This is a genomic window from Corynebacterium sp. 1103A (assembly GCF_055700955.1).
In genome coordinates this window covers 43,495-69,052 of record NZ_JASTTF010000013.1, presented here as the reverse complement: position 1 = coordinate 69,052, position 25,558 = coordinate 43,495, and the positions used below count along the sequence as shown (strand labels likewise).

General features: G+C 65.0%; 29 protein-coding genes. 19 read left to right on the top strand and 10 right to left on the bottom strand.

Going from position 1 to position 25,558, the window contains the following annotated elements; translation table 11 throughout:
• Positions 1 to 52 precede the first annotated feature (52 nt).
• From QQS52_RS09550 to QQS52_RS09530, 5 genes are all read left to right on the top strand, one after another.
• Positions 53 to 604: a phosphoribosyltransferase gene (locus tag QQS52_RS09550; RefSeq protein WP_070768576.1), complete on the top strand. Its 552-nt coding sequence runs from the start codon at positions 53 to 55 to the stop codon at positions 602 to 604.
• Positions 605 to 611: 7 nt separating this feature from the next.
• Complete coding sequence (locus QQS52_RS09545; RefSeq protein WP_472773640.1) at positions 612 to 2,078, top strand: SulP family inorganic anion transporter; 1,467 nt, start codon at positions 612 to 614, stop codon at positions 2,076 to 2,078.
• A gap of 115 nt (positions 2,079 to 2,193) precedes the next feature.
• Positions 2,194 to 2,679: a ferritin gene (locus QQS52_RS09540; protein ID WP_070768575.1), complete on the top strand. Its 486-nt coding sequence runs from the start codon at positions 2,194 to 2,196 to the stop codon at positions 2,677 to 2,679.
• Between the two features lie 81 nt (positions 2,680 to 2,760).
• Positions 2,761 to 3,114 carry a hypothetical protein gene (locus QQS52_RS09535; RefSeq protein WP_472773639.1) on the top strand — a complete coding sequence of 118 codons (354 nt, stop codon included), beginning with the start codon at positions 2,761 to 2,763 and terminating at the stop codon, positions 3,112 to 3,114.
• A complete protein-coding gene (locus QQS52_RS09530) occupies positions 3,107 to 3,706 on the top strand; it encodes an HAD family hydrolase (RefSeq protein WP_472773638.1) in 600 nt (199 codons plus the stop codon). Before QQS52_RS09535 ends, QQS52_RS09530 begins: the two co-directional genes overlap by 8 nt.
• Here QQS52_RS09530 and QQS52_RS09525 read toward each other — a convergent pair.
• From QQS52_RS09525 to QQS52_RS09515, 3 genes are all read right to left on the bottom strand, one after another.
• On the bottom strand, positions 3,696 to 4,784 hold the full coding sequence (locus tag QQS52_RS09525) for an ROK family transcriptional regulator (RefSeq protein WP_472773637.1): 1,089 nt from the start codon (positions 4,782 to 4,784) through the stop codon (positions 3,696 to 3,698). The two genes, QQS52_RS09530 and QQS52_RS09525, sit on opposite strands and share 11 nt — an antisense overlap.
• Before the next feature lie 123 nt (positions 4,785 to 4,907).
• Positions 4,908 to 5,408, bottom strand: a complete 501-nt coding sequence (locus QQS52_RS09520) for an HNH endonuclease signature motif containing protein (RefSeq protein WP_472773636.1) — start codon at positions 5,406 to 5,408, stop codon at positions 4,908 to 4,910.
• Positions 5,409 to 5,733: 325 nt separating this feature from the next.
• Positions 5,734 to 6,075 (bottom strand): hypothetical protein, encoded by a 342-nt coding sequence (locus QQS52_RS09515; RefSeq protein ID WP_472773635.1) that lies wholly within the window; start codon positions 6,073 to 6,075, stop codon positions 5,734 to 5,736.
• A 280-nt stretch (positions 6,076 to 6,355) separates the two neighbouring features.
• Between QQS52_RS09515 and QQS52_RS09510 the strand changes: the two genes are divergently transcribed.
• A complete protein-coding gene (locus QQS52_RS09510; protein WP_472773634.1) occupies positions 6,356 to 8,017 on the top strand; it encodes a DUF885 domain-containing protein in 1,662 nt (553 codons plus the stop codon).
• 3 nt (positions 8,018 to 8,020) lie between these two features.
• On the opposite strand, the gene QQS52_RS09505 is transcribed toward QQS52_RS09510, so the two are convergent.
• Positions 8,021 to 9,076: an AbrB family transcriptional regulator gene (locus QQS52_RS09505; RefSeq protein ID WP_472773633.1), complete on the bottom strand. Its 1,056-nt coding sequence runs from the start codon at positions 9,074 to 9,076 to the stop codon at positions 8,021 to 8,023.
• Positions 9,077 to 9,133: 57 nt separating this feature from the next.
• Here QQS52_RS09505 and QQS52_RS09500 point away from each other — a divergent pair, with 57 nt between their 5' ends.
• Entirely contained in the window at positions 9,134 to 9,904 is a 771-nt protein-coding gene (locus QQS52_RS09500) for a TSUP family transporter (protein ID WP_472773632.1), read from the top strand.
• Here the strand turns inward: QQS52_RS09500 and QQS52_RS09495 are convergent.
• Together QQS52_RS09495 and QQS52_RS09490 are read right to left on the bottom strand one after the other, a co-directional pair.
• A complete protein-coding gene (locus QQS52_RS09495) occupies positions 9,901 to 12,159 on the bottom strand; it encodes an ATP-dependent RNA helicase (protein WP_472773631.1) in 2,259 nt (752 codons plus the stop codon). The genes QQS52_RS09500 and QQS52_RS09495 overlap by 4 nt on opposite strands.
• Position 12,160: 1 nt before the next feature.
• A complete protein-coding gene (locus tag QQS52_RS09490) occupies positions 12,161 to 12,361 on the bottom strand; it encodes a hypothetical protein (protein ID WP_472773630.1) in 201 nt (66 codons plus the stop codon).
• A 51-nt stretch (positions 12,362 to 12,412) separates the two neighbouring features.
• Here QQS52_RS09490 and QQS52_RS09485 point away from each other — a divergent pair, with 51 nt between their 5' ends.
• From QQS52_RS09485 to QQS52_RS09470, 4 genes are all read left to right on the top strand, one after another.
• Positions 12,413 to 13,090: an alpha-ketoglutarate-dependent dioxygenase AlkB gene (locus QQS52_RS09485; protein WP_472773629.1), complete on the top strand. Its 678-nt coding sequence runs from the start codon at positions 12,413 to 12,415 to the stop codon at positions 13,088 to 13,090.
• A gap of 45 nt (positions 13,091 to 13,135) precedes the next feature.
• Positions 13,136 to 13,684 carry an NADPH-dependent FMN reductase gene (locus QQS52_RS09480; protein WP_472773628.1) on the top strand — a complete coding sequence of 183 codons (549 nt, stop codon included), beginning with the start codon at positions 13,136 to 13,138 and terminating at the stop codon, positions 13,682 to 13,684.
• A 212-nt stretch (positions 13,685 to 13,896) separates the two neighbouring features.
• Positions 13,897 to 14,481, top strand: coding sequence for a chromosome partitioning protein ParB (locus tag QQS52_RS09475; RefSeq protein WP_472773627.1), 585 nt, complete (start codon positions 13,897 to 13,899; stop codon positions 14,479 to 14,481).
• Positions 14,469 to 14,687, top strand: coding sequence for a hypothetical protein (locus QQS52_RS09470; RefSeq protein WP_472773626.1), 219 nt, complete (start codon positions 14,469 to 14,471; stop codon positions 14,685 to 14,687). Before QQS52_RS09475 ends, QQS52_RS09470 begins: the two co-directional genes overlap by 13 nt.
• On the opposite strand, the gene QQS52_RS09465 is transcribed toward QQS52_RS09470, so the two are convergent.
• Together QQS52_RS09465 and QQS52_RS09460 are read right to left on the bottom strand one after the other, a co-directional pair.
• Entirely contained in the window at positions 14,684 to 14,995 is a 312-nt protein-coding gene (locus QQS52_RS09465) for a transcriptional regulator (RefSeq protein WP_070768563.1), read from the bottom strand. The two genes, QQS52_RS09470 and QQS52_RS09465, sit on opposite strands and share 4 nt — an antisense overlap.
• Positions 14,992 to 15,444, bottom strand: a complete 453-nt coding sequence (locus QQS52_RS09460) for a hypothetical protein (protein WP_472773625.1) — start codon at positions 15,442 to 15,444, stop codon at positions 14,992 to 14,994. Before QQS52_RS09460 ends, QQS52_RS09465 begins: the two co-directional genes overlap by 4 nt.
• Before the next feature lie 58 nt (positions 15,445 to 15,502).
• Between QQS52_RS09460 and QQS52_RS09455 the strand changes: the two genes are divergently transcribed.
• Positions 15,503 to 16,228, top strand: a complete 726-nt coding sequence (locus QQS52_RS09455; RefSeq protein WP_296204344.1) for an SDR family oxidoreductase — start codon at positions 15,503 to 15,505, stop codon at positions 16,226 to 16,228.
• A gap of 11 nt (positions 16,229 to 16,239) precedes the next feature.
• On the opposite strand, the gene QQS52_RS09450 is transcribed toward QQS52_RS09455, so the two are convergent.
• Together QQS52_RS09450 and betT are read right to left on the bottom strand one after the other, a co-directional pair.
• Entirely contained in the window at positions 16,240 to 17,820 is a 1,581-nt protein-coding gene (locus QQS52_RS09450; RefSeq protein ID WP_472773624.1) for an aldehyde dehydrogenase family protein, read from the bottom strand.
• A gap of 92 nt (positions 17,821 to 17,912) precedes the next feature.
• The gene (gene betT / locus QQS52_RS09445; protein ID WP_472773623.1) at positions 17,913 to 20,135 is read right to left on the bottom strand and encodes a choline BCCT transporter BetT; all 2,223 of its coding nucleotides are present in this window, start codon (positions 20,133 to 20,135) and stop codon (positions 17,913 to 17,915) included.
• A gap of 325 nt (positions 20,136 to 20,460) precedes the next feature.
• Between betT and betA the strand changes: the two genes are divergently transcribed.
• From betA to QQS52_RS09410, 7 genes are all read left to right on the top strand, one after another.
• Positions 20,461 to 22,230 (top strand): choline dehydrogenase, encoded by a 1,770-nt coding sequence (betA, locus tag QQS52_RS09440; RefSeq protein WP_472773622.1) that lies wholly within the window; start codon positions 20,461 to 20,463, stop codon positions 22,228 to 22,230.
• Positions 22,231 to 22,338: 108 nt separating this feature from the next.
• Entirely contained in the window at positions 22,339 to 22,977 is a 639-nt protein-coding gene (locus tag QQS52_RS09435) for a LysE family translocator (RefSeq protein ID WP_472773621.1), read from the top strand.
• A 148-nt stretch (positions 22,978 to 23,125) separates the two neighbouring features.
• A complete protein-coding gene (locus QQS52_RS09430) occupies positions 23,126 to 23,803 on the top strand; it encodes a LysE family translocator (RefSeq protein ID WP_472773620.1) in 678 nt (225 codons plus the stop codon).
• Between the two features lie 4 nt (positions 23,804 to 23,807).
• A complete protein-coding gene (locus tag QQS52_RS09425; RefSeq protein ID WP_070768555.1) occupies positions 23,808 to 24,137 on the top strand; it encodes a YbjQ family protein in 330 nt (109 codons plus the stop codon).
• Between the two features lie 10 nt (positions 24,138 to 24,147).
• Positions 24,148 to 24,441: an RNA-binding S4 domain-containing protein gene (locus tag QQS52_RS09420; RefSeq protein ID WP_472773619.1), complete on the top strand. Its 294-nt coding sequence runs from the start codon at positions 24,148 to 24,150 to the stop codon at positions 24,439 to 24,441.
• The gene (locus tag QQS52_RS09415; RefSeq protein ID WP_472773618.1) at positions 24,442 to 25,257 is read left to right on the top strand and encodes a VOC family protein; all 816 of its coding nucleotides are present in this window, start codon (positions 24,442 to 24,444) and stop codon (positions 25,255 to 25,257) included.
• Complete coding sequence (locus QQS52_RS09410; protein WP_472773617.1) at positions 25,258 to 25,554, top strand: MGMT family protein; 297 nt, start codon at positions 25,258 to 25,260, stop codon at positions 25,552 to 25,554. It abuts the gene before it with no gap.
• Positions 25,555 to 25,558 lie beyond the last annotated feature (4 nt).

Sequence of the window (25,558 nt, the reverse complement as noted above, 5' to 3'; positions counted from 1 at the left end):
CTAGACGGAAAGTTTCCCCATAGAGAGTCTGCAACCGTGATAGGAGAACCACGTGACTAATCCCCATAACCCCGACTGGGCGGTACCGGAGAGGGAGAACCTCACCTGGGAGACGTTTGGCGAGGCCAGCCGCAACCTATCGCAGCAGATCATCGACTCGGGCTGGATGCCGGATCTCATCATCGGCGTAGCCCGCGGCGGCCTGATCCCGGCCGGGGCCATCGGCTACGCCATCGGGGTTAAGGCCATGGGGTCCATCAACGTGGAGTTCTACACCGATATCGGCAAGACCCTGCCCGAGCCGGAACTACTCCCGCCGTATCTGGACGCCTCCGACATGGACGGCAAGAAGGTCCTGGTGGTCGACGACGTCGCGGATTCCGGCAAGACCCTCGACTTGGTCTGCCGCATCCTCGAGCACGAGGATCTGGATCCGGAAAAGCCGAAGCTGAACGTGGACGTGCGCTCGGCGGTCATCTACACCAAGCCGGTGACCATCTTCCACCCGGACTACGTGTGGCGCAATACCGATAAGTGGATCAACTTCTGCTGGTCGGTCCTGCCGGTCATCACCGCGGACGGTTCGTTCAAGGAAGGGTCCTAACATTCCGATGAATGACGCAGGTTCCCTGGGCGTAGCGGATAGCTTCCGCTACGCCTTTTCCTCTGCCCGCCGGCTGCGCATCGAGGTGCTCGGCGGTCTCGCGGTTTCCCTCGCCCTCATCCCGGAGGTGCTGAGCTTTTCCATCCTGGCGGGCCTGGACCCGCGGGTGGGCCTTTTCGCCTCCGTGGTGATGGCAATTTCTATCGCCTTTACTGGCGGACGTCCCGCGATGGTCTCGGCGGCGGCCGGTGCGGTTGCGCTGGTTATCGCCCCGCTTACGGCCAGCCACGGCCTCGACTACGTGGTCGCGACCATCCTGCTGGCCGGGGTGCTGCAGCTGGTGCTGGCGGCGGTCGGCATCGCCAAGCTCATGCGGTTTATCCCGCGCAGCGTGATGACCGGGTTCGTCAACTCCCTGGGCATCATGATGTTCACCGCGCAGCTGCCGCACCTGCAGGACGTGCCCTGGCTGGTCTACCCGCTGGTGGGGCTAGGCCTGGTGCTCATGCTCGCCGCCCCGCGCCTGCTACCGGCCATCCCGGCGCCGCTGATTACCATCGTGGTGCTCACCGCCCTGGTCATGATCTCCGGCTGGGAGGTCCCCGACGTGGCCGACCAGGGAGAGCTGCCGGATTCGCTGCCGGGCCTGTTCATCCCGGACGTGCCGCTGAGTTGGGAGACCCTGCAGGTTATCGGCCCTTACGCCCTGGGCGTTGCCCTGGTGGGCCTGATGGAGTCGCTGCTGACGGCCAAGCTGGTCGACGGCATCACGGATACCCACTCGGACAAGACTCGCGAATCCTACGGCCAGGGGATAGGTAATATCCTCTCCGCGCTCATCGGCGGCATGGGCGTGTGCGCGATGATCGGGCAGACGATGATCAACGTCCGCGGCGCCCGCGCGCGAACCCGGCTGTCCACGCTCATGGCCGGGGTCTTCCTGCTCATCCTCATCCTGGTGTTGGGCCAGACCGTCGGGCGCATCCCCATGGCGGGCCTAGTGGCGGTGATGATCATCGTGTCGGCGACCACCGTAGACTGGCATTCCCTGCGGCCGCGCACGCTGCGGGTGATGCCCTGGTCCGAGACCCTCGTCATGGGCCTCACCATGGCCGGGACCCTGATTACCTCCAACCTGGCGGTCGGCGTGGTGCTGGGCGTGCTGGCGGCGACGGTCAGCTTCGCCCAGCGGGTCTCGCACGTGGTGACCGTCGACCAGACCGGGCCGGGCGCGTACGCGGTGTCCGGCCAGCTCTTCTTCGCTTCCTCGAATGACCTGGTTTATTCCTTCGATTACGCGCCGGGCACGGACAAGGTCTCCATCGATTTTTCGGCCGCGACCCTGTGGGATACCTCCACCATCGCGGCCGTCGATGCCGTGCGCAGCAAGTATGCCTCCCGCGGAATCGAGGTAGAATTTAAGGGACTGGATGGCGAAAGTCAGCGCCGGATCGAGAAATTCAACGAAACATAACGCGGGTTACGTAAACATAACCTTAAATTGGTAAGGATTTCCTGCCTGGAAATGGTTTTTTAAACGCGTATACTTATCGGTAGTTAATCACCGATCCGACAGAAAGGTCCAGGTCATGGACGAGAAACTGCAAACCGCAATGAACAACCAGGTTAATTCCGAGCACCAGGCGGCGCTCATCTACACCCAGCTGGCCTATGAGATGGACAACCTGTCCTTCCCGGGCATGCGCGACTGGTTCCTGGGTCACGCCGACGAGGAGCGCACCCACGCTCAGAAGTTCGCCGACCACCTGCTGGCCCGCGGCTACCGCGTCGAGCTGACCGATATCGCTATCCCGTCCCTGAAGGCTGCCACCCCGCTGGACGCCTTCGAGGCCGCCTTCAAGCACGAGCAGAAGGTCTCCGCCGAGATCCGTGAGATCGCCCGCATCGCGGACGAGGTCAAGGATCTGGATTCCCGTAGCCTGGTCAACTGGTTCCTGGAGGAGCAGATCGAGGAAGAAGACACCGTCTCCGAGATCATCGACCAGGTCAAGCTGGTTGGCAACGACGGCTCCGGCCTGCTGCGCATCGACGCAAACCTGGGCTCTGCCGAATAAAGCACTAGACCAAATAACGGTCTGGTTAAAATAATCACTTTTGTCCCACTGGAGGCTTCTCCGGTGGGACAATCGTATTTTATGACCGCAAAGCAAAAAACTATCGCCGCCATCGCCCTCGGGCTGATGGTTTTCGCTTTGGTCGGGGGACTGGCACTGACGGCGGTAGACATCGCGTGGGGGATCTTCTTCTCCTCGGCCGCGCTCATGCTGAGCCCGTTCGCCGGCATGGCCATGCTCGCCGGCGTGCGCTTTCTGCGCGCCAGCGGGCTCGTCAAGGCCTTCTTCGGCGTCGGCGGCGTCCTGCTCCTGGCAGCCATCGCCCTGCTCTTCATGAACCCCTCGGGAACGGGCCTGCCGATGCTCATCGGCGGCGCGACCTGCGGCATCGCCGGCCTGTGCCTGCTCAAGCCCCGGGTGGTAACGCATGGCTAAAACAAAGCTGCTCTTCGATCTGTACGGCGTGCTCATGCGGTTGCCCTCGGCCGCGGACCGCCTCCTCCTCGAGGAGACGCTCGGCGTGCAGGATAGTGCCCGTTTCTGGGACACTTACGAGGAGCTGCGCCCGCCCTACGACGCCGGGCTAGTCTCCGACGAGCGCTGGTGGACCACGCTCGCCCGCCGCAGCGGCCTAGGCGACATCGACACCAGCCAGGCCGTGGCCGCGGACATCGCGGGCTGCGTCGAGGCAGACACGGAGATGGTCGGCTTCGTGCAGTCGCTTATCGATGCCGGCCACCCCGTCGGCATCCTTTCCAATATCCCGACCGGGCTCGCCGCCGTCGTGCGGCGCGAGCACCCCTGGCTAGAGGATTTCGCCGCCGTCACCCTGTCCTGCGATATCGGGGTGGCCAAGCCGGAGGAGCAGGCCTACCTCGTCGCAGTCGACGCCCTCGGCGGCGCCCTCAAGGACACCCTCTTCTTCGACGACCGCGACGACTTCGTGCGCGGGGCCCGCGAGGCGGGGTTGCGGGCCGAGCGCTTCGACGGCATCGATAGCGTGCGGAAGGTGCTTTCTACACCCTGACCTTGCGTAGCTCGAGCGGCACGCGCAACAGCGGATCTAGGGCGACGGCGCGCGCGACCGCGCGGACGATCTCGCGGTGGGTGGGGATCATGCGCAGCTGGACCTCGGCATCGGGGGCCTCTTCCCGTACGGCGCTGGCGAAGCGGCGCGGGGCCTGCGGATCATCCACGAAGGCGGAACCGGCCACCACCACGGTGTTCGGGTGGTGCTCGCGCACCAGCCGGGCGGCGACCACGCCGAGATCGTGTGCGCGCTCATCGAGGATGGAGCGCGGGGCATCGGCAATGCTGTCGACCGTAACGCCCTGCTCCGCCGCCTTCTTGAGCACCGCCGCCGTCGAGAGGGAATCCTGTGCGGGTCGGCCCTGCGGATCGGTCAGCGGGGTCAGCTGCTGGACCCCGTCGTCGTTGGACAGGGCCGCGCCGATGGAGTCGTCCGCAAAAAGCACCAAGACCTTGTCCTCGGAGGCAATGTCCGCGGCCTGGGTCTCGGAGCCCAGGATCGCGGGGATGGCTGCGGTGACCACGACCGGCACGCTGAACTGGAAGCGCAGGCGCTCGGCGATGTCGACGCCGTTCCACCCCAGGTTCGGGGCGTAGACCAGGCCTTCCTCGTCGACCTGGCCGGAGGTAGTCACGCCGACGGAGACCAACGCCTGGTCCAGGCCTGCGGTCAAGCGGTTGATTCCGGCCATGATGTGCTCGATGAAATCTGCCTCGCTCAGCGACGCCACCGGGGTCGTAATGTCATCCTCCCGAATGGTGCGGCCCTTCGTGTCGTAGAGGCCGATATAGGTCGAGGAGGTGCCGATGGCGATGCCAGCCAGCAGCCAGTTGTTCTCCGCTACCTCCAGCGGCACCGTCGGACGCCCGCGGCCCTTCGTGCGGGTCAGGTCGGTGCGCTCTTGGATGAGCCCGGCCTGCAATAGCGCCGTGGTCGCGCGCGTGATGGTGGGCTGGGACAGGCCGGTCGCTTCCACTAGCTCGCTCCGAGTGACGATCGGATTGAGGCGCACCAGGTGGAGGCACTTGGCGGCGGGCGTGCGTGGGCGAGTGAAGGCCGATCCTGGCTTGATCATGCAACTTAGTATAAAGAGAACAGACTGCATTGTCTAATTCTATACGTTGACCGGTGGCCGAAATTAGACTGTATGGTCTAGCAAATGTGGTGCTTTGGTGCGGAAATGTCAGATTTTTCGACATCAACCCCTCCGCCCGGCCATGACCTGCTCTACCGTCCGCAACCAATTGCGGGAGCGCGGGGACATCGGGCCCTCTGGGCCCGTGGCCTGCCAGGTGCCGTCGTTGAACAACCAGATGACGTCCGAGGTGTGCGGGTCGATGACGTAGGTCGCGCGACCGTCGGTCTTGATGTTGTGGTGGTGCTGGCACAGATTGACGAGGTTGTACGCGGCCGTCGGGCCGCCGTCTTCGAAGTCGAAGCAGTGGTCCTTCTGGCCGCGTTCCGCCTTGACCGTGCAGCCGGGGTAGCGGCACGTGCCGTCGCGGCCATTGACGAAGGCCTTGATGTCGTTCGGTGTCGCGTAGTTGCGGCTGCGCTTTTCCGCGATGTCCGACATGTGGCGGACGGTGGTTGCTGCGTCCGCCAGCTTCTGCCCGCTGTCGTGGCTAATCCAGCCGAATCCGGCGACGAAGATTGGGGCATTGGGGACGTCGCTGGCCTGGTAGAGGTTGAGGACCACCTGCGGGGAGGAGTATTCCCCGAGGATGAGGCCGGCGAGCGCGGCGGCCGGGCTGATGCCGCGTTCTTTGGCAGTGCGGGAAATGGCGTCGTCTAGTTGGGCGGTGGTTGCGGGGTCGTAGTCGGCGTAGATGCCGGCGCGGGATCCTGACTGGGACTCGCAGGAATAGTTGCCGCCGTCTGGGCCGGAGGTATCGGCCGATTTTTCGGCGTGTCTTCGGGCTGTTCTGTGGCCACCAGGCTGTTGAGCTTGCGGCGCAGGTTGGCGTAGGAGGGCAGGCGCTGGCCTGGGCGGGTAGGGCTGAGGTATTTGTTTAATTCAGTATCTATGCGTTATCTATGCGTTCTTGAACGTCCTGGGTGGGCCCGCCCAGGTTATTTAAGACCTGGTCGATCAGGGTGAGGTAATTGAAACCGATGTGCTGGAGTCTTTCCACGGTTTCTTTGAGCTGGGCCAGGGTGTCGAGGCGTTCGAGGGCTAAGCAGCGGTTGAGGCAGGCGGTATAAGAAAGGCCGGCGCGCGCGGCGAGGTTGCCGACGGTGGTCTCGCAATCCTCGTTAATAGGCGGGCGGAGGCGTTGCCACAGGTGGTAGTCAACGCGCCGGATCTGGGTGGCGTCGTGGGCGATTGGGCAGTTCGGCGTATTGACGGTGTAATAAGGGTCCATGACATTCTCCCCGAATGATCATGCCGTAACTATGTTCTAGCCCAACTCCCATAATACCTACTCAAACTCGAACCGCAACCCCAACAGCAAACTGTTGCGAAACTATGTTCGAATTTTTTAAAGAGGAACGGCCCGAGATCTGATGCTTACGTGTTATCTTCCTGCTGGCGGCTGGAAAAACCAGGTACGGGCGACTTTGGCGGGGCAAGAAGTATTCAGCGTTGTCACTGCGCCGCGCCAGGTGGCGGTGAAGTAGGGAAAGTGGCTAGACTTCCCGATCATGAGTTCCGAGCATAACGCCGAGCGCCAGCCTTCCCTTCTGGACGCTTCGTGCGATAATTTCGCAGCTGATTTGGCAGCCCTGACCCCTACCGATGCGACGGCGTGGGGCGTTGCGGGCTACGAGGGTGAGTTGCAGGACTTCTCGCCCGAATACTACGAAGCCGTGGCGGACCGTACTCGCGAGATGATTGCGGATCTCGACGCCCTGGATGACTCGACGGACGAGTCGGACGACGAGGACGACTTCGACGACGTCGACTACGTGACCGCAGCCGTGCTGCGCGACCGGCTCTGCCTGGAGCTGGACATGCACCACCGCATGGAGGACCTGCGGCTGCTCAACAACATCGCCTCGCCGGTCCAGACCATCCGGGACACCCTCCTGCTCATGCCGCAGGAGACCGAGGAGGACCTGGACGCCATCCGCTCCCGCCTGTCCAAGGTGAGCAGCGCGCTGGCGGGCTATCGGGACTCGCTGACGGAGGCGGCATCGCACGGCTTGGTGGCGGCCAACCGCCAGATCAATGAGGTCATCGGCCAGTGCAATGCGCTGACGGATAGCGACTCGATGCTCGACGAGCTCGGCCTGGCCGAGGACTCCGTCGAGGTGGAGCACGCCAAGCAGGCTTTCGAAGAATTCTCTGCCTGGCTGTCGACGGACCTGCAGCCGCAGGCGCCGACCTCGGACGCGTTCGGCCGCGAGCGCTACGAGCTGTTCTCCCACCTGTTTGTGGGCGACGTCGTGGACGTGGACGAGGCCTATCGCTGGGGCCTGGAGCAGCTGCGCGAGATCAACGCCGAGCAGGAAAAGATCGCCCACAGCCTCTACGGCAACGAATGCACCGTGCGCACGGCGATGCGCAAGCTCAACCAGGAAGAGCGCTACCTCCTGCGCGGCAAGGACGCGCTGGTGGAGTGGATGCACTCCACGGCCGACCGGGCCATCGAGGAGCTGGACGGCAAGTACTTCGACGTGCCGGAGCAGGTGCGCGAGATTGAGTGCTGCATCGATCCGGCGGGCACCGGCGGCATCTTCTATACCCAGCCGGCGGATGACTTCTCCCGTCCCGGTCGGATGTGGTGGTCGGTGCCGGCCGGCCAGGACGTTTTTCACACCTGGCAGGAGCTGACCACGGTCCACCACGAGGGCGTGCCGGGCCACCACCTGCAGATCGGTCAGGCCCTGGTCGAGCCGGATCTGAACCTGTGGCGTCGCAGCGTGTGCTGGAACTCTGGCCACGGCGAGGGCTGGGCCCTCTACGCCGAGGAGCTCATGGCGGAGCTCGGTTACATGGATGATCCCGGCTACCGGATGGGCCTTTTGGACGCTAAGCGCCTGCGGGCCGCCCGCGTGGTCGCGGACATCGGCCTGCACCTGGGCAAGAAGATGCCGGACGGCTCCGGCGTCTGGGACAAGTCCCACGTGCACACCTTTATGCGGGAAAACACCGCGATGGACTCGGCGAACCTCTCCTTCGAGGTCAACCGCTACCTAGGCTGGGCCGGCCAGGCGCCGTCGTACGCGCTGGGTGCGCGCCTGTGGCGCCAGACCCGCGACGAGGCAGTCGCGCAGGGCATGAGTGAGCGCGAGTTCCACGCCGAGGCGCTGGCGCTGGGCTCGGTGCCGATGTCTATCCTGCGCGAGACCGTCCTCGACTAGGCGCTAGCGTTTCCTCCGCGTGAAGAGGCGGATGAGCTGGGGCAGGTAGCCGGCAATCACCAGCACGATGATGAGCCGGATGAGCTGGATGGCCACCACGGCTGGCCCGGCCCCGCCCTCGGAGGACAGCGCCAGGACGGTCTCGAGCGCGCCGGGGCTGGTTGCTAGGTAGGCCTCGAAATAGGTGATGTCTAGCGTCCAGGTCAGCGGCCAGGCGGTGGCCGCACACAGGGCGATGACCACGACGATATAGGTCACGGTGGCGGGCAGCTGCGCCGCGAACCGCTGCAGGGCGGACCACGACAGTCCGCCGCCGCAGACCCAGCCGATGGACATGAACACCAAGATTCGGAAGGGCTCAATGGGCTGGAGGGTGAGCTCACCGGGCAGGAACAACGAGGCCAACACCGTCAGCAGGAGCGGTCCCATCACGCTCGGGGCGGGCAGGCGGAGGGCCTTGCCGAGGGGCTCGCCGGCGAAGGCGATGGCCAACACGAGCAGGATCATCCACCAGTGCTGGTCTGGCTGCGGGGCGTCGACCGGATGGGAGTCGGCCGGGGTGGAAAGGAAGCCGACGACGACCGGCAGGGTCATGGACACGGTCAGCAGGCGCAGGTACTGGGTCAGCGCCACGTAGCGGTAGTCCGCGCCGAGGTCGTCGGCGAGCACCGGCATCATGGACGCCCCGCCGGGCAGCATGGACAGGATGCCAGTGTCCCGGCTGACGGCCTTCGGCTGGGCGCGGTGGAGGAGGAGCCCGCCGCCGACGCCGACTAGCACCGTCGCCAGGGAGACCACGACGCCCGCGGGCAGAAAGCCGACGATGCGCGACAGTGGCACCGTGGTCAGGGGGATCGCGGCCAGGATGCCGATGAACCCGCGGCTGAGCGCGTAGACGTGGCGGTTGACGGGCAGCTCTTTGCGGGTCGCCAGCGCCATGCCGGCGGAGACCACGATGGCGGCCACGATCCAGGCCGCCGGCACGTTCCAGCGATCAAAAAGCCAGCCGAGGCACACGGAGGCGGGCGCGACAATCATCCAGCGCACTGCCAACGGCATTCGGGGACCTCCTTGTGAATTCGGCCCCCTTTATACTATTGGCCTTATACTGTTGCCATGGAAATAGGCGTGGGAACCTGGGCACTGCTGGTCGCTGGGGCCGGCGTGGCCGGCTGGATCGACGCGGTCATCGGCGGTGGTGGGCTGGTGCTCATCCCCCTGATCCTGGCGCTGGTTCCCGGCGTGGCCCCGGCCACGGCGCTGGCGACGAACAAGGTGGTGGCGGTCTCGGGCACGGCATCGGCAGCGGTGACGCTGGTGCGCAAGGTGCGGCCTCCGGCGCGGGAGCTGGTGCCGATGGCGGTGCTGGCGGCGGTGGCCTCGGGCGTGGGCGCGCTGATGGCCTCGTTGCTCGACGAGGACGTCATGCGCCCACTGATCATTGTTCTGCTGCTCGCCGTGGGCTCGTTCATCGCTTTCAAGCCGAGCTTCGGCGGCGGCGACAGCGAGGGGATCCACTCCGGCTGGCGTACCTGGGCGGCGCTGGTAGCAACGGCCGCGGTGGCGTTCTACGACGGCATCTTCGGGCCAGGCACCGGCATGTTTTTGATCATGGCTTTTACCGCCATCTTCTCCCAGAACTTCCTGCGCTCGGCGGCGATGTCGAAGGTGGTTAACACTGCGACGAACCTAGGCGCGCTGGTGGTTTTCATCGTCGGCGGGCACGTGTGGTGGACGCTCGGCATCGTCCTGGCGGTGGCCAATATCGTCGGCGCGCAGCTGGGCGCGCGCACGGTGCTGGGCGGGGGCACGAAGCTGATTCGCTACGCGCTGCTGACCCTCGTGGTGGTCATGAGCTGCTACCTCGCGTGGCAGCAGTGGGGTTAGGCCGGGTCTTCCGGCCAGGCGTGTTTGGGGTAGCGCCCGCGCATCTCGGCGCGCACCTGCTGGTAGGGGCCGGACCAGAAGCTGGCCAGGTCATCGGTGACCGCGAGCGGGCGGCCGGCGGGGGAGAGCAGGTGGAACTGGACAGGCATGCCGGCGATCTCGGGGGAGGAATGCAGCCCGAAGCACTCCTGGAGCTTGACGCGCACGATGGGGCGGCCGCCCGCGTAGTCGATGCGCGGGTGCTTGCCCGAGGGGACCGTGAGGCGTTCGGGCGCGGCGGCATCGATGTCGTTGGGCCACGGCAGCAGGCGCTGGAGCGCTGGGTACATGTCGACCTCGCGCGGGGGCTTGCCGCGGACGATGTCGGCGAGCTCTGGGCCCAGCCAGTACTGAGGGTCGGCCTTTTGTGGATCCGGCCAGGGATCGCCGAGGCGGGCGTGGAGGAAGGCCAGGCGGTCGAAGAGGCGCTGCGCCTTGTCGGAGAAGTGGAAAACTTCCAACCCAGTCCGTTCGAGCAGGCGGGCGAGGGCCTCGGCCGCGGCCTCCGGGCTGGGCTGGGTCGGGGTGGAGCTTAGCTCGATCTGCCCGGCCCGGCGGATCTGGCGGGCCCGCAGCTTGCCCTTGACGAAGTCGGTTTCCAGCTCTTCGCTCACGCCGATGGTATCCAGTGCGTCCTCTTCGCTGAGGCGGGCGGCGGCGCGAATGGTGCCGCCCTCGGCGGAGCGGGTCACGACCGCGGTTGCCAGCCACTCGGAGCCGTCGAGGCCGAGGTCGTGGGGCAGGCGGGCCCGTGTGCCGGAGGCCAGCAGGTAGGTGTCGTCTTTCACGCGGCGGGCGATCCAGCGGGGGAAGGCCAGCCCGGTGATGGCGCCGGGATCGCTGACACCGCTACCAGTGCTCACCAGCTTGGCCAGGCGCTGGGATTCGGACTTCGGCGCGCGCTGGCGGGCGATGTCGCCGCGGGGATCGTCGGACAGCACGGCGACGGTGGCCGCGGCGGACGGCCCGCATTCGATAAGGGCGCGGCCCAGGCGCGGGTCCAGCGGCAGGCGGACCAAGCGTTTGCCCAGCTGGGTCAGGTGGCCGCCCCGCAGGGCGCCGAGGGATTCCAGGTGCTCTCGGGCGCGGGCCAGGTGCTGCGGCTGGGGGCTATCGAGCAGCGGGCAGTCGCCCCAGGCGGCCAGTTGAAGGGCGGCCTGGGTCAGATCCGTGGTGAGGATCTCCGGGGTGATGGCCTCGGCCGCGTGCTCGTAGTCGGTGGCGGAATAGGCGCGCACCACGGTGCCCGGGCCCTCGCGGCCGGCGCGGCCGGCGCGCTGGTCCGCGGTGGACTTGGCCGAGCTGATAGTGACCAACCCCGTCATGCCGCGGCTGGCATCCAGCCGGGGCACGCGGGACAGGCCAGAGTCGATGACAGTGCGCACCCCCGGCACGGTCAGGGAGGACTCGGCCAGGGAGGTCGAGACCACGATCCGCGGGGTGGACGAGGGCTGCAGGGCCGCGTCCTGCTGCCGGGCATCCAGCCGACCGTGCAGGGGGAAGCTGCCGGGCAGGCGGCCGACGACGTGTTCTACCTCGCGCACGCCCGGCACGAAGACCAGGGCGGAGTGCCCGGTGGCGGACACCTGCTCCTGTGCCAGCTGGGCCAGGTGGTCCAGGAATTCCCGGGAGCAGCTGCTGCGGTCGGGGTGCGGGCGGTAGGAGATATCCAGCGGGTAGGTCACCGCCGGAGTGCTGAGCGTTTCGGCTCCTAGGAATTCGGTGAGCTTGTCGCGCTCCAGGGTGGCGGACATGGCCACCAGCCGGAAGTTGTCGCGCAGCTCGGCGAGCTCCAGGCACATGCCCAGAATGAGATCGGTATCCAGCTGGCGCTCGTGGATCTCGTCGATGGCGACGGCGGACACGCCCTCCAGATCTGGATCCCGCAGCAGCCGCTGGAGGAGTACGCCCGGAGTCACGAACTCGACGTGGGTGCCGGGCTGGTGCTCGCCCTTGACGCTGAAGCCGACGGCTTTCGGGGCTCCGGAGAGGTGGCGTAGCCGGCGGGCGGCGGCGCGCACGGCCACGCGGCGGGGCGCGGTGACGATGACCTTGCCCCCGCAGTGGTTGGCCAGGGCGGGCGGGACCAGGGTGGTCTTACCGGTGCCGGGCGGGGCTTGGATGACTAGGCGCCCGGTGGCATCGACAAGCGTGGGCAGGCGGTCAATGACCCCGGCCACGGGCAGGTCGCGGCCGATCCGTGCGATGTCGAACATGTCATCCAAGCTTACGCATGACCCGCCCGGGTAAGCCAAGCACCAGGAAATTGTCCGGCACGTCCTTGGTGACCAGGGTGCCGGCGTCGCGCAGCTGTTCCGTGCGGAGCTCGTCGCTGCCGGGCAGGTGCCATTGCCCGGATTCCATGCGCTCGCGGGTGCCATAGACCGCGTGATTGTCCTCGCTGTCCTTAATCGTCATGCTGTCTATTGTGCCCACTATCGCGCCGCTGGTTTTGCCAGACTGGGTGGCATGCTTTTCGAGCTGGAGCGCCCCGCGGCCAAGGTCGCGCCCGGGGTCGCGCACGTGCCGGGCTACTGGTCGACGCCGGAGCAGCACGCGTGGGTCGCGCGGTTCCGGGATCTGGCGCGCCGGGCCAGCGAGACGCCCTTTGCCATGCAGCGGCCGCAGCTGGCCTCCGGCGGGCGTATGAGCGTGCACATGCTCAACCTGGGGCATTACTTCGACTATGACGGCTACCGCTACGTGGACCGGAAATTCGGCCACACCGTCCCGGCCCTGCCAGGGGCTCTTCGGCAGGCGGCTATCGATGCCGTCTGTCGCGCCGCCGCCCTCGCCGGGGAGCTAGCCCCGTGGGCGGAAAGCTACTTGCCGGACATGGCCCTGGTGAATTATTATCCGCCGGGCGCGCAGATGGGCATGCACCAGGATCGCTACGAGTCCACGCGCGCGCCCATCGTCTCCTTTTCCATTGGGGAGGAGGCGCTGTTTCGCATCGGCGGCACAGAAAACCGCAACCGGCCCTGGGACGAGGTGACGCTGGTCTCCGGGGATCTCATCGTCTTCGGCGGCCCGAAGCGTTTTGCTTTCCACGGGGTGCCCGAGGTTCGCCCAGGCACCGCGCCGGAAGGCTGCGGGCTGGCGCAGGGCCGAATCAATGTCACGGTGCGGCAGGTCTTTTCCGGGTAGGCTGTGCTAGAAACACTTAACCGTTGAGCTGAAAGGAAGCCCGAAGTGGCAAAGATCGGCATCATTATTGGCTCTATCCGCGAAGGTCGCCTGGGGGAGGCCGTCGGCCGCTGGGTCGAGGGTATCGCCCGCGATCGCGCCGAGCAGGGTGTGGACTACGAGCTCATCGACCTAGCCGCCTTCAATGTTCCGCTGCTGACCGCCGCCACCGTCCCGGGCGCGGCCAACAAGCAGTACGACGACGCTAACGTGCAGGCGTGGTCCCAGGCTATCGATGCCTGCGATGCCTTCGTCTTCGTGACCCCGGAGTACAACCACTCCGTGCCGGGCGCCTTCAAGAACGCCTACGACTCCCTGGGCGCGGAGTGGGCCGGCAAGCCGGTCGCCTTCGTCGGCTACGGCGCCTCCGGCGCCATCCGCGCGGTCGAGGCCTGGCGCCTGGTGGTCAGCAACTTCCAGATGGCCCAGCTGCGCAACCAGCTGGAGGTCTCCATCTTCTCGGACTTCACCGACGGCGAGTTCACCCCGGACGAGGACAAGACCAAGCGCATGGACAACATCCTGGCCGAGCTGGAGGATGCGCTGGGTAAATAACACCCCCAGCGGAGAATTGCTTCGTTTTTATAAAACCTAAATATAGGCTTTGTTGGTACATCAAAGGCTGCGGATTCACCCCCGGCACGAGAAAGCCGCTGGCAGCCGCGCTGCGGGGTGCCTGACTGCTTGTTACGGTGGCTGCGGTCGGCGATGCCCACGGCATTCGCTGGCCCAGTGCACCGTTATTTTTTGAGTAGAAAGGACTTTCCGTGACCTTCCCGTTCAGCCCGAAGAAGGGCATCGCCAGCGCGCTGGCTGCCGCAATGGTGACCACCGGCGCTGCTGCCCCGGCAGCGCAGGCCAACGAGCTGGATTCCAACATCCAGGGCCCGTTGGTGCTGGCCGAAGCGATGTACTACGACGCCGGGGAGGACGAGATCCGGCTCGATGAAGGCAAGATCGATCACGACCGCGTCACCGCCGAAGAGGTTGATCAGGTAGAGGCTGGCCTGGCGGATCTGACCGACGAGCAGATCGACCAGGTGCTGATCGACAACGGCTACGAGCCGGACGAGATGCGTGACTCGGATAGCGATAACTCCGGGGTCTCCTTCCGGATCGCGCCCGCCATCATCTGGGGAGGCGTGGCCATCTTGGGTATTCTCACCGGTGGCGGATTGATCTTCTACTCGATGTACACTACCCATGCAGAAAAGCAGAACCTGATTAACCAGTGCTACCAGAACGGTGGCAACCCGGTGGTTGACAGCCGCGATTCCGCCGGCGTGGAGGGTACCACCGATTCCGGAGCAGCTAAGAATGAAGGAGGCTACCGCTTCGAATGTCAGAAGTAGAAACAACTCGAAACGCCCCCATGGTGGTTGCCGCGATCGTCGTGGTGGGACTGTTTCTGCTGCTGCTGCTGTACCTGGGCCTAAGCCGCTACTACAACGCGCAGGAGCTGGACTCCCTCGTGGAGGGCGCCGAGGCTAACGGGCAGAGCTATTCCGTGGAGATCCACAACGGGCTGACGGGTAGCTATTCTTTCCGCGCCCACTAGCCGGCGATGTCTCTGAGTGCCGCCAGGTGCTCGTGAAAGGCAGCGCGACCACGCGCGGTGAGGCTTACCCACACCGTGTCTTTGCCGCGCGTGGAGCCGTATTCGCGGAAGCGGCTGATGTATTCTGCCTCCTGTAGGGCGCTGAGCTGCTTGGAGAGCGTGGACGGGCTTAAGCCCACCTCCCGGGCAAGCGAGGAAAACTCCATCTCTTGCTTGACTTCTCCCTCGGTCGCGCCGTAGGCGTTGAGTACGGCGCAGATTTTAAACCGGTTGAGCGGGTGGATGACCGGATCGAGCTGGCCGTTCATGAATGATTCCGCTCCCGGGAGCTGAGATCTAAAGCACCACTACCTAGGGCCCACCACACGCTGGCAAAGGCTAGGAAGCCAAGGGGAAGCATTGCCCAGGCCGGCAGGTCATGGGCGAAGATGAAAGCGGACATCGGCCAGTAGAGGCAGAAAAATCCCAGCCAGTAGCGCTTATCCGCGGAGGGCGCGGCGAAGGGATCCTGGCGGTAAGACTGACGCACCCGCGGGTAGCGCCGGGGCATGAGGAAGGCGGCGACGAGGATAACGGCAGCGACGATGAGGAGCGCCCACCAAGGGCGGGACTTAAACGCCATGAGTAAGAAGGCTGCCAGGTAGGTCAACGCCAGGCAAAAAGCGACCAAGGGCGGGACCAGGGAGGTATGTTTCTTGGCGAGGGTCTCGTTAAAGGATAGAGCCTCGGTGGCCTGCTTCTTCTCATTATTTTCCACAGTGGAAAGTATGACACTTTCCGTACCGGAAAGCAAGGGCTTTGTTACACTGCGGGGCATGGCTAAACATGACGTAGGTAACAAGAAAGTAGCAATCGTGACGGGTGCCTCCTCCGGGATTGGCGCCGCGAGCGCGCGGGCGCTGGCCGCCGACGGCTGGCACGTGATCGTGGCGGCGCGGCGCAAGGACAGGCTGGACGCCCTTGCGGAAGAGATCGGCGGCACCGCCGTTGAGCTGGATGTTGCCAGCCAGGAATCCGTGGACGCGCTTGCCGCGCAGGTGGACCGGGTGGACCTGCTGGTCAACAACGCTGGCGGCGCCAAGGGCCTGGAGCCACTAGTCGACACCAAAATCGAGGACTGGCAGTGGATGTATGACGTGAACGTGCTGGGCACGGTACGCATGCTGCAGGCGCTGGTGCCGAAACTAGAACAAGCCCCGGATAACTCGGGGCTAGTCATCAACATGGGTTCGGTGGCTGGCTGGGGCGTCTACGAAGGCGGCTCCGGCTACAACAGCGCCAAGCACGGCGTGCGGGTGATCTCCCGGGCGCTGCGACTGGAAAACCACAACATTCGCACCACAGAGATCGACCCGGGCCGCGTGGCCACTGATTTCTCGCTCGTCCGCTTCAGTGGCGACGAGGAGCGCGCCGCTAAGGTCTACGACGGCCAGCTCAACCTCGCCGCCGAGGACATCGCGGAGGCGGTGCGCTGGGTGGCGTCCCTGCCCGCCCACGTCAACATCGACGTGATGACGGTCAAGCCGCGCACCCAGAGCTAGGAACTTACAGCCTACTTCTGCAGACCGAACTGGCCGGAAGCGGCCGGGGTCAGGTTCTGGTAGACGTGCTTGTGCTCTTGGTATTCTTCCAGACCCGTCGGGCCCAGCTCGCGGCCGTTGCCGGACTGCTTGTAGCCGCCCCACTCGGCCTGCGGCAGGTACGGGTGGAAGTCGTTGATCCAGATGGTGCCGTGGCGCAGGCCGCGGGCGACCTGCTCGGCCTTGCCCGCATCCGTGGTCCACACCGCGCCGGCCAGGCCGTACTCGGTGTCGTTGGCGATCTCGATGGCCTCTTCCTGCGTGGTGAAGGTCTCCACCGTTACGGTCGGGCCGAAGGCCTCGTCGTGGACGCAGTCCATCTCCCGGGTGGTGTCATCGATGATGGTCGGCAGGTAGTAGATGCCGGCGCCCAGGTCCGTGTTGCCGGTGCCGTGCTGGCCGTTGGTGTCCTCGCTGGTGGCCGCGCGGCCGCCGGTGAGGATGGAGGCGCCCTGTTCGCGGGCGTGGTCCACGTACTTGGCAATCTTGTCGCGGTGCTCGGCGGAGATCAGCGGGCCGGTCTCGGCCTTGTCGTCCGTCGGGCCGCCGATCTTGATGTTGTTGGTGCGCTCGACCAGGGCCTCGATGAACTTGTCGTGGATGGATTCTTCCACGATCAGGCGGGAGCCCGCGGAGCAGACCTGGCCGGAGTGGAAGAACGCGGCGTTGAGGGCGTTGTCCACGGCGGCGTCGAAGTCCGCGTCGGCGAAGACGACGTTCGGGTTCTTGCCGCCCAGCTCCAGCGCGGTGCGCTTGACGGTCTCCGCGGCGTTCTTGGCGATCAACTTGCCGGTGACCAGGCCGCCGGTGAAGGAGACCATGTCCACGTCCGGGTGCTGGGACAGCGGGTTACCGCAGTTGGCGCCGGCGCCGGTGATCAGGTTGGCCACGCCGTCCGGCAGGCCGGCATCGTGCAGCACGGCCATGAGCAGCATGGCGGTGTGCGGGGTCAGCTCCGCCTGCTTGAGGACGAAGGTGTTACCAGCGGCGATGGCTGGGGCGACCTTCCAGGACACCTGCAGAAGTGGGTAGTTCCACGGGGTGATCAGGCCGCAGACGCCGACCGGCTCGGCGTCGATGCGGGAGCGCACGTTCGGGTCCGCCGGGTCGACCACGCGGCCGGCCTGGTGGGAAGCTAGGGTGCCGAAGTAATCGAAGGCGCCGGCGATGTCTTCCATGTCGCCCATGGACTCTTCCAGGCGCTTGCCGGTGTCGGCGGATTCTGCCTTGGCGAAAAGCTCCTGGTTGTCGCGGATGGCCTGGGCCACGCGCAGCAGCAGCTTGCCGCGCTCGATGGCCGGGACGGAGGACCACGTGCCGGCATCGAAGGTGCGGCGGGCGGCCTTGATAGCGCGGATCGTGTCCTCGTCGGTGGCTTCGGAGACCTCGGCGACCACAGTGCCGTCGGCCGGGCAGGTGATGGTGCGGGTACCGCCCTCAGCGGCGGCCTCCCACTGGCCATCGATGAATAGGGACTTCGGGCCGTCGCCCGTGTGGACGCCGGAGAGGAGCTCCGTCGTAGAAGGATCAAACAGTGCGTTCTGGGTGCTCAACAAAGCATCCTTTCTTGTCGGCGCTTTAATAGGCGTCGGCATTCGTATTCAAACAGGGAATTTGTTCGGTTCCGCTTTCCGGTCTACCAGAACTAATTATCCTCGCGCCAGATCCGCTCGGGCTCTGCTCCGTCGGAAACATCGGAGTCACCTGGGCGTTCAGACTGCATGTGCAGGAAGGCCAGGTGGCGTTCGTAGAGATCTAACACGTTGTTGATGAGCTGGTTCTCGCTGTAGCCGTAGACGTCGTAGCCCAACGAGCCAGTGAGATCGTAGACCTCCAGGCGGAAGTATTCCTTCTGATCGCCGGCCAAGAACTCCGGGCACTCGGCGGTCACGGGGAAGAGCTGGTAGCGGAACTTGCGCTCGTTGTGCAGCGTGACCTGCAGGTCTAGCTGGGGCAGTTCCAGATCGGGCAGCTCACTGGTGAGCAGGATGGCGTCGTAGCCGCGCTGGCGCATCTGGACCGCGACCTTTTCCAGAGCGAACTCGGCGGTGTCCCGCATATAGGTGTCCATGTCCTGCTTGGTTGGGTAGGTATTAGCGCGATCCAGGCGCTGCTTCCAGCTGTTGTCGTCGGCAGCGATCCGGTCGGTGCGGCCGGAGATGACGCCGTGGAGCGCGGTGGTGCGTGCCTCCTTCTGCACGTTTTCCAGGCGCAGCGACTTCCACAGCGAGAACATCACCAGGTAGATGACCACGGCAAAGGGCAGGCCCATGACCACGGTCGCGGACTGGACCGTGGCGATGCCGTCGATCTGCAACAGAGCCAGGGTGAGCAGCCCCACGGCTACGGACCAGAAGATGCGCAGCCAGCGGGTGCCGTCCTGGCGGCTGTCGGTGATCTTCGAGGTGAAGTTCGACATCACCAGCGCGCCGGAGTCGGCTGAGGTGATATAGAGCAGCAGGCCGATGCCCGTGGTCAGCAGGATGATGAAGCCCGAGGCCGGGAACTCCTGCAGCATGTCGTAGAAGCCCTGTTCCGGGATGTTGACCGCGTTCTCGGCGAATTCGGGGTAATCACCTGAGCGCACCATGTCCAGGGCGGTGTTGCCGAAGAAGGACATCCACATCAGGATGAACAGGAACGGGAAGGTCAGGGTGCCGAAGATGAACTGTCGCAGGGTGCGCCCGCGGGAGATACGTGCCAGGAACAGGCCCACGAAGGTGGCCCAGGCGATCCACCAGGCCCAGAAGAACAGGGTCCAGGACTGCATCCACTCGGAGGTGGCGGCCGGATCATCCGTAAACGCCATGGTGTCCATGGTCCAGGACGGGAACTTGGAGACGTAGTCGCCCACGTTCATCACGATGGCGTCGAAAAGGTAGGCCGTCTTGCCGAAGACCACGATGTAGATCATCAGTGCGATGGCCAGGAAGACGTTGAGCTCCGATAGGAACCGGATGCCCTTGTCCACGCCGGAGACGGCGGACAGGGTAGCGATGGCAATCGCGATGACGATGAGGGCGGACTGCAGTCCCAGGCCCTGATCGATATCGAAGATGAGGTGGATGCCGTAGGACAGCTGCACCACGCCGATGCCCAGGGAGGCGGTCACGCCGAAGACGGTGCCCAGCATGGCGGCGACATCGACGGCGTCGCCGACCGGGCCGTGGACGCGCTTGCCAATGAGCGGGTACAGCGCCGAGCGGATGGCCAGAGGCATGTTCAGGCGGTAGGCGAAGTAGCCGAAGGCCATGCCCATTAGGGCGTAGAGTGCCCAGCCGGTCAGGCCGTAGTGGAACATGGCGTAGACGACGGCCTCCTTGGCCGCCTCCATGGTCTCCGGCTCGCCGGTGGGCGGGGCCAGGTACATGGTCACCGGCTCGGCCACGGCGAAGAACATCAGGTCGACGCCGATGCCGGCTGCAAAGAGCATGGAGGCCCACGCGAAGGTGTTGAACTTCGGGCGCGAGTGATCCGGCCCCATGCGGATATTGCCGGAACTGGACATCGCGATGTAGAGGACGAAAACGACCGCGATGGTCGCGGTCAGGATGTAGAACCAGCCGAGGTTGGTGCTGATCCAGCCGGTGACGTTGGCCAGGGTGTTGGCGGCGTGTTCGCGGCCCAGGCCGGCGTAGAGCGCCATCGCAATGATCAGCACACTGGAGACGGTGAAGACGGGCCAGTTCGTCTTGGGCGGATCGACCTCGTCGGCGCCGACATCGGAGCCGGTCTCCGCCTTGTAGCTGCCGACCAGGGCGCGGACTTGGTAGCGCGATCGACGTTTGGTGCGCGCCTTACCCTCTGAGGAAGGCTCGGCGTTAGCAGGTTGGGGCGATTCAGGATCGTGTGGATCGAAATTCGCCATGGATCACTCCTCTGAAGTTGTTAACACCCCTGCCCACACGGACTCCAAACGGACGTAGACGGGCTTAAGGCTAAACGCTCAAACATATTTGACTCATATATTCGAAACGGCGCAAAAAACCCGAGTGCATCTAGGGTGAGCAGGGGTAGGGCCACTATCGGAAAAACCGTTACGGAACATGTCAAACTTATCCTATTCTGGGCAAATTGCAAGCTTCTCAGGTAGGCTCGTTATGCAAGTAGGAGCGGAATGGTGCATATTTGTCCATGCATTGATTGCATAATATGCATTTCTGAACACCGCGAAGAAAGGAAGTGCTTTCCGTATGGGTCTATTAGACAAGGTGACTAAGAATAACTCGAAGAAGGTAACTGACGAAGTAAGCGACGTGGTTGTTGTCGGCGGCGGCTCCGCCGGCTCCGTGGTCGCTGCTCGACTGACTGAAGATCCCGAAACCCGCGTGCTGGTCCTGGAAGCCGGCCGCAACGACTCCCTGTGGGACCTGTTCGTCCACATGCCGTCGGCGTTCTCTTTCCCGATCGGCGCCAAGCACTACGACTGGATGTACGAGTCCGAGCCGGAGCCGGAGATGAACGGCCGCCGCGTCTACCACGCCCGCGGCAAGCTGCTGGGCGGTTCCTCGTCCATCAACGGCATGATTTTCCAGCGCGGTAACCCCATGGACTACGAGAAGTGGGCCGACAACCCGGGCATGGAGCACTGGGACTTCGCCCACTGCCTGCCGTACTTCAAGAAGATGGAGACCGCCACCGGCGCCGACCCGGACGATCCGCGCCGCGGCCACAACGGCTCGCTCTACCTGTCCCGCGGTCCGGCCACCAACCCGCTGTTCCAGGCCCTGTTCAAGTCCGTCCAGGAGGCGGGCTACAACCTGACCAACGACGTCAACGGCTATCGCCAGGAGGGCTTCGCGCCGTTCGATCGCAACATCCGCCACGGCAAGCGCTGGTCTGCGGCCCGGGCTTACCTGCACCCGAACAAGCAGCGCAAGAACCTGGAGATCCGCACCCACGCCTTCACCACCAAGGTCCTCTTCGACGGCCAGAAGGCCATCGGCGTGGAATATGAGTGGGAAGGCGGCGTCCACCGCGTCTACGCCAAGAAGATCGTGCTGTCCGCCGGCGCCATCAACACCCCGCAGCTGCTGCAGGTCTCCGGCATCGGCGACCGTGAGCTGCTGGAGTCCCACGGCATCGAGGTCGTCAAGCACCTGCCGGGCGTGGGCGAGAACCTGCAGGACCACCTCGAGGTCTACATCCAGTACGAGTTGACCAACAACACGGATTCCTCCCAGCCGTACCTGGACAAGTGGCGCTGGCCGTTCATGGGACTGGAGTGGCTGCTGACCAAGAAGGGCCCGGTCGGCACTTCCCACTTCGAGGCAGGCGGCTTCGTGCGCTCCAACGACAAGGAAGCGTACCCGAACCTGATGTTCCACTTCCTGCCGATGGCAGTGCGCTACGACGGCCAGAAGGCCGACGTCAAGCACGGCTTCCAGTGGCACGTGGGCCCGATGTTCTCCGACACCAAGGGCTATGTGCGCATTAAGAGCGCCGACATCCACGACAAGCCGGAGATCCTGTTCAACTACCTACGTACCGACCAGGACCGCCGCGAATGGGTTGAGGCCGTGCGTGTGGCCCGCTCCCTGCTGGACACCAAGGCCATGGAGGAAGTCGGTGCTCGTGAGTTCAGCCCGGGCCCCGAGGTTCAATCCGACGAGGATATCCTGGAGTGGGTTCGCAACGACGGCGAGACCGCGCTGCACCCGTCCTGCACCACCAAGATGGGCTCCAAGGACGACGAGATGGCTGTCGTCGACCCGGAGACCATGCAGGTCTGGGGCATCGAGGGCCTCTACATCGCCGACTCCGGTGTCTTCCCGAATGTCACCAACGGCAACATCTACGCCCCGACGATGATGGTGGGAGAGAAGGCCGCCGACCTGATTGCCGGACGCACCCCGCTGGAGCCGGAGTACACCTCCTGGTACAAGGCCGGCGAGGACATGCCGCTCTACGCCGAGGGCGAGAAGGTCCGTGACCACAAGGATGCCATCGAGGGCGCCTGGTAAACCCACAGAAACGCTCCGTATACACTTAAAATCGTCACCTGCCACCCCGGCAGTGTGGCGGTTTTTTAAATGACTGCCTCTTGAATACTTTGGAAGGTAGAAACCTCCATGAGCATGGCCTCCCTGTTGACGCTCATCGGCGTGTGGATAGTCCTGCTGGTAACCCCGGGCCCCGACGTGGTGCAGGTGGTCCGCACTGCGCCGCGCTCGCGCCGGGCGGGCCTTTTGTGCGCGGCCGGGATCGCTACCGGCACGGGCGTGTGGCTGGCGGCCTCCCTGGCGGGCCTGTCCGCGCTGATTGCTGCCCGGCCGGAGCTGCTCAGCGGCTTGCAGGTTATCGGCGGCGGGGTGCTTATCTACATGGGGCTTAGCTCTCTGCGCGGCGGGCTGCGCACGAGCCAGCCGGAGGCCTTGCAGCCCGAGCGCGTCCAGGGGGTGCTCACCGCGGGCAAGGCCTACCGCCTGGGGCTGATGACCAACCTGTCCAACCCGAAGGCCCTGGTGTTTTTCGGCGCCGTCTTCGCCCAGTTCCTTTCCCCGGGCATGTCCGCGCTGTGGACCGTGGCGGTGGGGCTCATCCTGCTGACCATTTCTTTTGTCTGGTTCGGCGGCTTTTCCCTCGTCGTTCGCACGGCCGCGCGCTGGTTGGTCCGGCACGGCAACTGGCTGGACATCGTCGCCGGCATCATCTTCACTATCTTCGGGCTTGTCATGCTGGTGGAAGGGGTCATGGGCCTGGTTAATTAGCCCAGTAAACAAACCTGTTTCCCACTAGGTGGGATGACGTGTACCTTCGGTTGCGGTATCAACTCCGCCCTTTGCGGAGCCAAAGAGAGCTCAACCAAGGTCCCGGTTTGCGGTCGGGGCCTTGCAGTCGTTTCTACAGGAGGTGCGCGTGTCTTTAGTCTCTTTGCTCACGCTGATGGGGGTGTGGCTGGTGGCCATGGCCTCGCCCGGGCCCGACGTCATCCAGATCATCCGGCTGGGGTCCCGCTCCACCCGGGCCGGGCTGTGGGCGGCCCTGGGCAGCTCTACCGGTCTTTTGCTCTGGGTGGTGGCCTCGCTGGCGGGCCTGTCCGCCCTGATTGATTCGCACCCGGGGATTCTCATCACGCTCCAGCTGCTGGGAGGTACCTATCTGCTGTGGATGGCCTACAGCGCCATCAAATCCGGGCTGGCGCAGCGCCGTGTGCCCGCCCGCGTGGTGCAGACCGAGACCTTCCAAGAGCCAAACCCGGACTCGGCCCCGCGGGTGTGGATCACCGCCGGCAAGGCCTATCGCATGGGCTTTATCTGCGATCTGTCGAACCCTAAGGTCGTCATCTTCTTCGGCGCGGTTTTCTCGAATTTTCTAGAGCCGGGCATGAGCCTGGGCTGGTCGGCGCTGCTGGTGGTGTTGCTGGTGGGCGAGTCCCTGGTGCTTTTCGGAGCCGTCGCGCTGACCGTGCGGGCGTTTTCGCGCTGGATGTCGCGCCACTCCTCGTGGGTGGATCTCTTCTCCGGGGTGGTCTTCCTGCTGCTGGCCGGGTTCATCCTCTACGAAGGTGTGCGCGGGGCAATCGGGGTAGCCTAAAGGCATGATTTTCACGACGACGAACACAGTAGAAGGCCGCGAGATCGACACGTACCTGCGCGTCATCGCCGGCGAGACGGTTTCCGGCATCAATTTCTTGAAGGACTTCGGCGCGGGCATCCGCAACATCACCGGCGGGCGCTCCGCTGGCTATGAGGAAGAGGCCGTGCGCGCCCGCGAGTCCGCCCTGAATGAGCTGTGGAACCGCGGCCAGGAGCTGGGCGCGGACGCGGTGATCGGCATCGCCTTCGACTACACGGTGCTGGGCACGTCCAACAACATGCTGATGGTCACGGCCTCGGGCACCGCGGTGACGCTGAAACCCCAGCGGTAGACTGGTCCGCATGGCGGAAATTCTAGTGCCCATTGCGGGCGAGTCCATCAAGATTGGCCAGTTTCTTAAGCTCGCCAGCGCGGTGGCCACCGGCGGCGAGGCCAAGGAGCTCATCGCGGCCGGCGAGGTCACCGTTAATGAGTCGGTGTGCCAGACGCGCGGCGAGAAGATCGTGCCCGGCGACCGGGTGCAGGTAGCCGATGCCATCTTCGTGGTGGGGGAGGCCGGCGACGAGGACGACGACTTCTTCGACGAGGCCACGGCCGATGATGATTTTGACCCCGAGAAGTGGAGGAACCTGTAGATGCCAGCATTCGAGGCCGAGGTAGGCCTGCCCTTCTGGATCGACTTGACCACCGCAGACCAGCCGGCCTCGGCGGAGTTTTACCGCGCCGTGCTGGGCTGGGACATCGAGGGCGCGCCGGGCGGCTACCAGACCGTGACCGTCAAGGGGCTGCCCATTGGCGGGTTGATCCCGCAGCCAGAAGGCGCCCAGAACCCCGATACCTGGGTCACGCATTTCCTGTCCGCGGATATCGCGGCCGACTGCGAGCGCGCGGAGCGCCTCGGCGGCAAGGTGATGGCGGATCCGCGCCCCATCGAACGCGGCCAGATGGCGCTACTAGTGGATCCGGCCGGCGGCCTCTTTGGGCTTATCCAGCCGGCGTCCCCCACCAGCTTTACCGCCGGCGGCGAGCCCGGCTGCGCGGTCTGGCACGAGCTGAGCGTCACCCGGGATTTCCCCCAGGCGCTCGACTTCTACGGCGAGCTCTTCGACTGGGAGCTGCGCACCAGCCCGGGCCGCGCAGGGGAGATCGAATACGCCACCGCGGAGGCCGAGGGCGCGGCCTTCGCCGGCTTCTGGAACGCCCAAGGCCAGTTCCCCGACCAGGTCAATAGCTTCTGGCAGACCTTCCTGGGAGTCGCGGACCTCAACGCCGCGATAGAGCAGGCGCAGGCCCACGGCGGCGAGGTCATCCGGCCGGCCGAAGAGTCCCCGTTCGGTCGCATGTGCCTGCTGGCCGATGCCACCGGCGCGACGGTCACCCTGGTTCAGACCCCGCCGGCGCCGGAGGAGGAGCCCCGCGAGTCCGACGACGTGCTCAACCTCGGCGGCTAAGTGAAAGAGACGGTCCGCAGCGTCTGCGCGGCCATCCCGGCCGGCAACGTCACCTCCTACGGCGAGGTGGGCAAGGTTGCCGGCGTCGGCGCCCGGTATGTCGGTTGGTTTATGAGCCGGTATGGCGCGGATCTACCGTGGTGGCGGGTTGTGCGAGCCGACGGTACCTGCCACGATCCGGAACGCGCGCGGGGCCATTGGCGGGCGGAAGGAATTGCTTTTTCCGCAGGTAGAGTGGATATGCGGCAGTGCGGTATTGCCGCCGAAGAGATAAAGCACATCTGGCAAAGGAGTTGAGTGT

What these genes read in the sequence shown, in the direction of transcription:
- QQS52_RS09545 (WP_472773640.1), top strand. Translation starts at nt 612, where the DNA reads ATGAATGACGCAGGTTCCCTGGGCGTAGCGGATAGCTTCCGCTACGCC.
- QQS52_RS09540 (WP_070768575.1), top strand. Translation starts at nt 2,194, where the DNA reads ATGGACGAGAAACTGCAAACCGCAATGAACAACCAGGTTAATTCCGAG.
- QQS52_RS09535 (WP_472773639.1), top strand. Translation starts at nt 2,761, where the DNA reads ATGACCGCAAAGCAAAAAACTATCGCCGCCATCGCCCTCGGGCTGATG.
- QQS52_RS09530 (WP_472773638.1), top strand. Translation starts at nt 3,107, where the DNA reads ATGGCTAAAACAAAGCTGCTCTTCGATCTGTACGGCGTGCTCATGCGG.
- QQS52_RS09525 (WP_472773637.1), bottom strand. Translation starts at nt 4,784, where the DNA reads ATGATCAAGCCAGGATCGGCCTTCACTCGCCCACGCACGCCCGCCGCC.
- QQS52_RS09515 (WP_472773635.1), bottom strand. Translation starts at nt 6,075, where the DNA reads ATGGACCCTTATTACACCGTCAATACGCCGAACTGCCCAATCGCCCAC.
- QQS52_RS09510 (WP_472773634.1), top strand. Translation starts at nt 6,356, where the DNA reads ATGAGTTCCGAGCATAACGCCGAGCGCCAGCCTTCCCTTCTGGACGCT.
- QQS52_RS09505 (WP_472773633.1), bottom strand. Translation starts at nt 9,076, where the DNA reads ATGCCGTTGGCAGTGCGCTGGATGATTGTCGCGCCCGCCTCCGTGTGC.
- QQS52_RS09500 (WP_472773632.1), top strand. Translation starts at nt 9,134, where the DNA reads ATGGAAATAGGCGTGGGAACCTGGGCACTGCTGGTCGCTGGGGCCGGC.
- QQS52_RS09495 (WP_472773631.1), bottom strand. Translation starts at nt 12,159, where the DNA reads ATGTTCGACATCGCACGGATCGGCCGCGACCTGCCCGTGGCCGGGGTC.
- QQS52_RS09490 (WP_472773630.1), bottom strand. Translation starts at nt 12,361, where the DNA reads ATGACGATTAAGGACAGCGAGGACAATCACGCGGTCTATGGCACCCGC.
- QQS52_RS09485 (WP_472773629.1), top strand. Translation starts at nt 12,413, where the DNA reads ATGCTTTTCGAGCTGGAGCGCCCCGCGGCCAAGGTCGCGCCCGGGGTC.
- QQS52_RS09470 (WP_472773626.1), top strand. Translation starts at nt 14,469, where the DNA reads ATGTCAGAAGTAGAAACAACTCGAAACGCCCCCATGGTGGTTGCCGCG.
- QQS52_RS09465 (WP_070768563.1), bottom strand. Translation starts at nt 14,995, where the DNA reads ATGAACGGCCAGCTCGATCCGGTCATCCACCCGCTCAACCGGTTTAAA.
- QQS52_RS09455 (WP_296204344.1), top strand. Translation starts at nt 15,503, where the DNA reads ATGGCTAAACATGACGTAGGTAACAAGAAAGTAGCAATCGTGACGGGT.
- betT (WP_472773623.1), bottom strand. Translation starts at nt 20,135, where the DNA reads ATGGCGAATTTCGATCCACACGATCCTGAATCGCCCCAACCTGCTAAC.
- betA (WP_472773622.1), top strand. Translation starts at nt 20,461, where the DNA reads ATGGGTCTATTAGACAAGGTGACTAAGAATAACTCGAAGAAGGTAACT.
- QQS52_RS09435 (WP_472773621.1), top strand. Translation starts at nt 22,339, where the DNA reads ATGAGCATGGCCTCCCTGTTGACGCTCATCGGCGTGTGGATAGTCCTG.
- QQS52_RS09425 (WP_070768555.1), top strand. Translation starts at nt 23,808, where the DNA reads ATGATTTTCACGACGACGAACACAGTAGAAGGCCGCGAGATCGACACG.
- QQS52_RS09420 (WP_472773619.1), top strand. Translation starts at nt 24,148, where the DNA reads ATGGCGGAAATTCTAGTGCCCATTGCGGGCGAGTCCATCAAGATTGGC.
- QQS52_RS09415 (WP_472773618.1), top strand. Translation starts at nt 24,442, where the DNA reads ATGCCAGCATTCGAGGCCGAGGTAGGCCTGCCCTTCTGGATCGACTTG.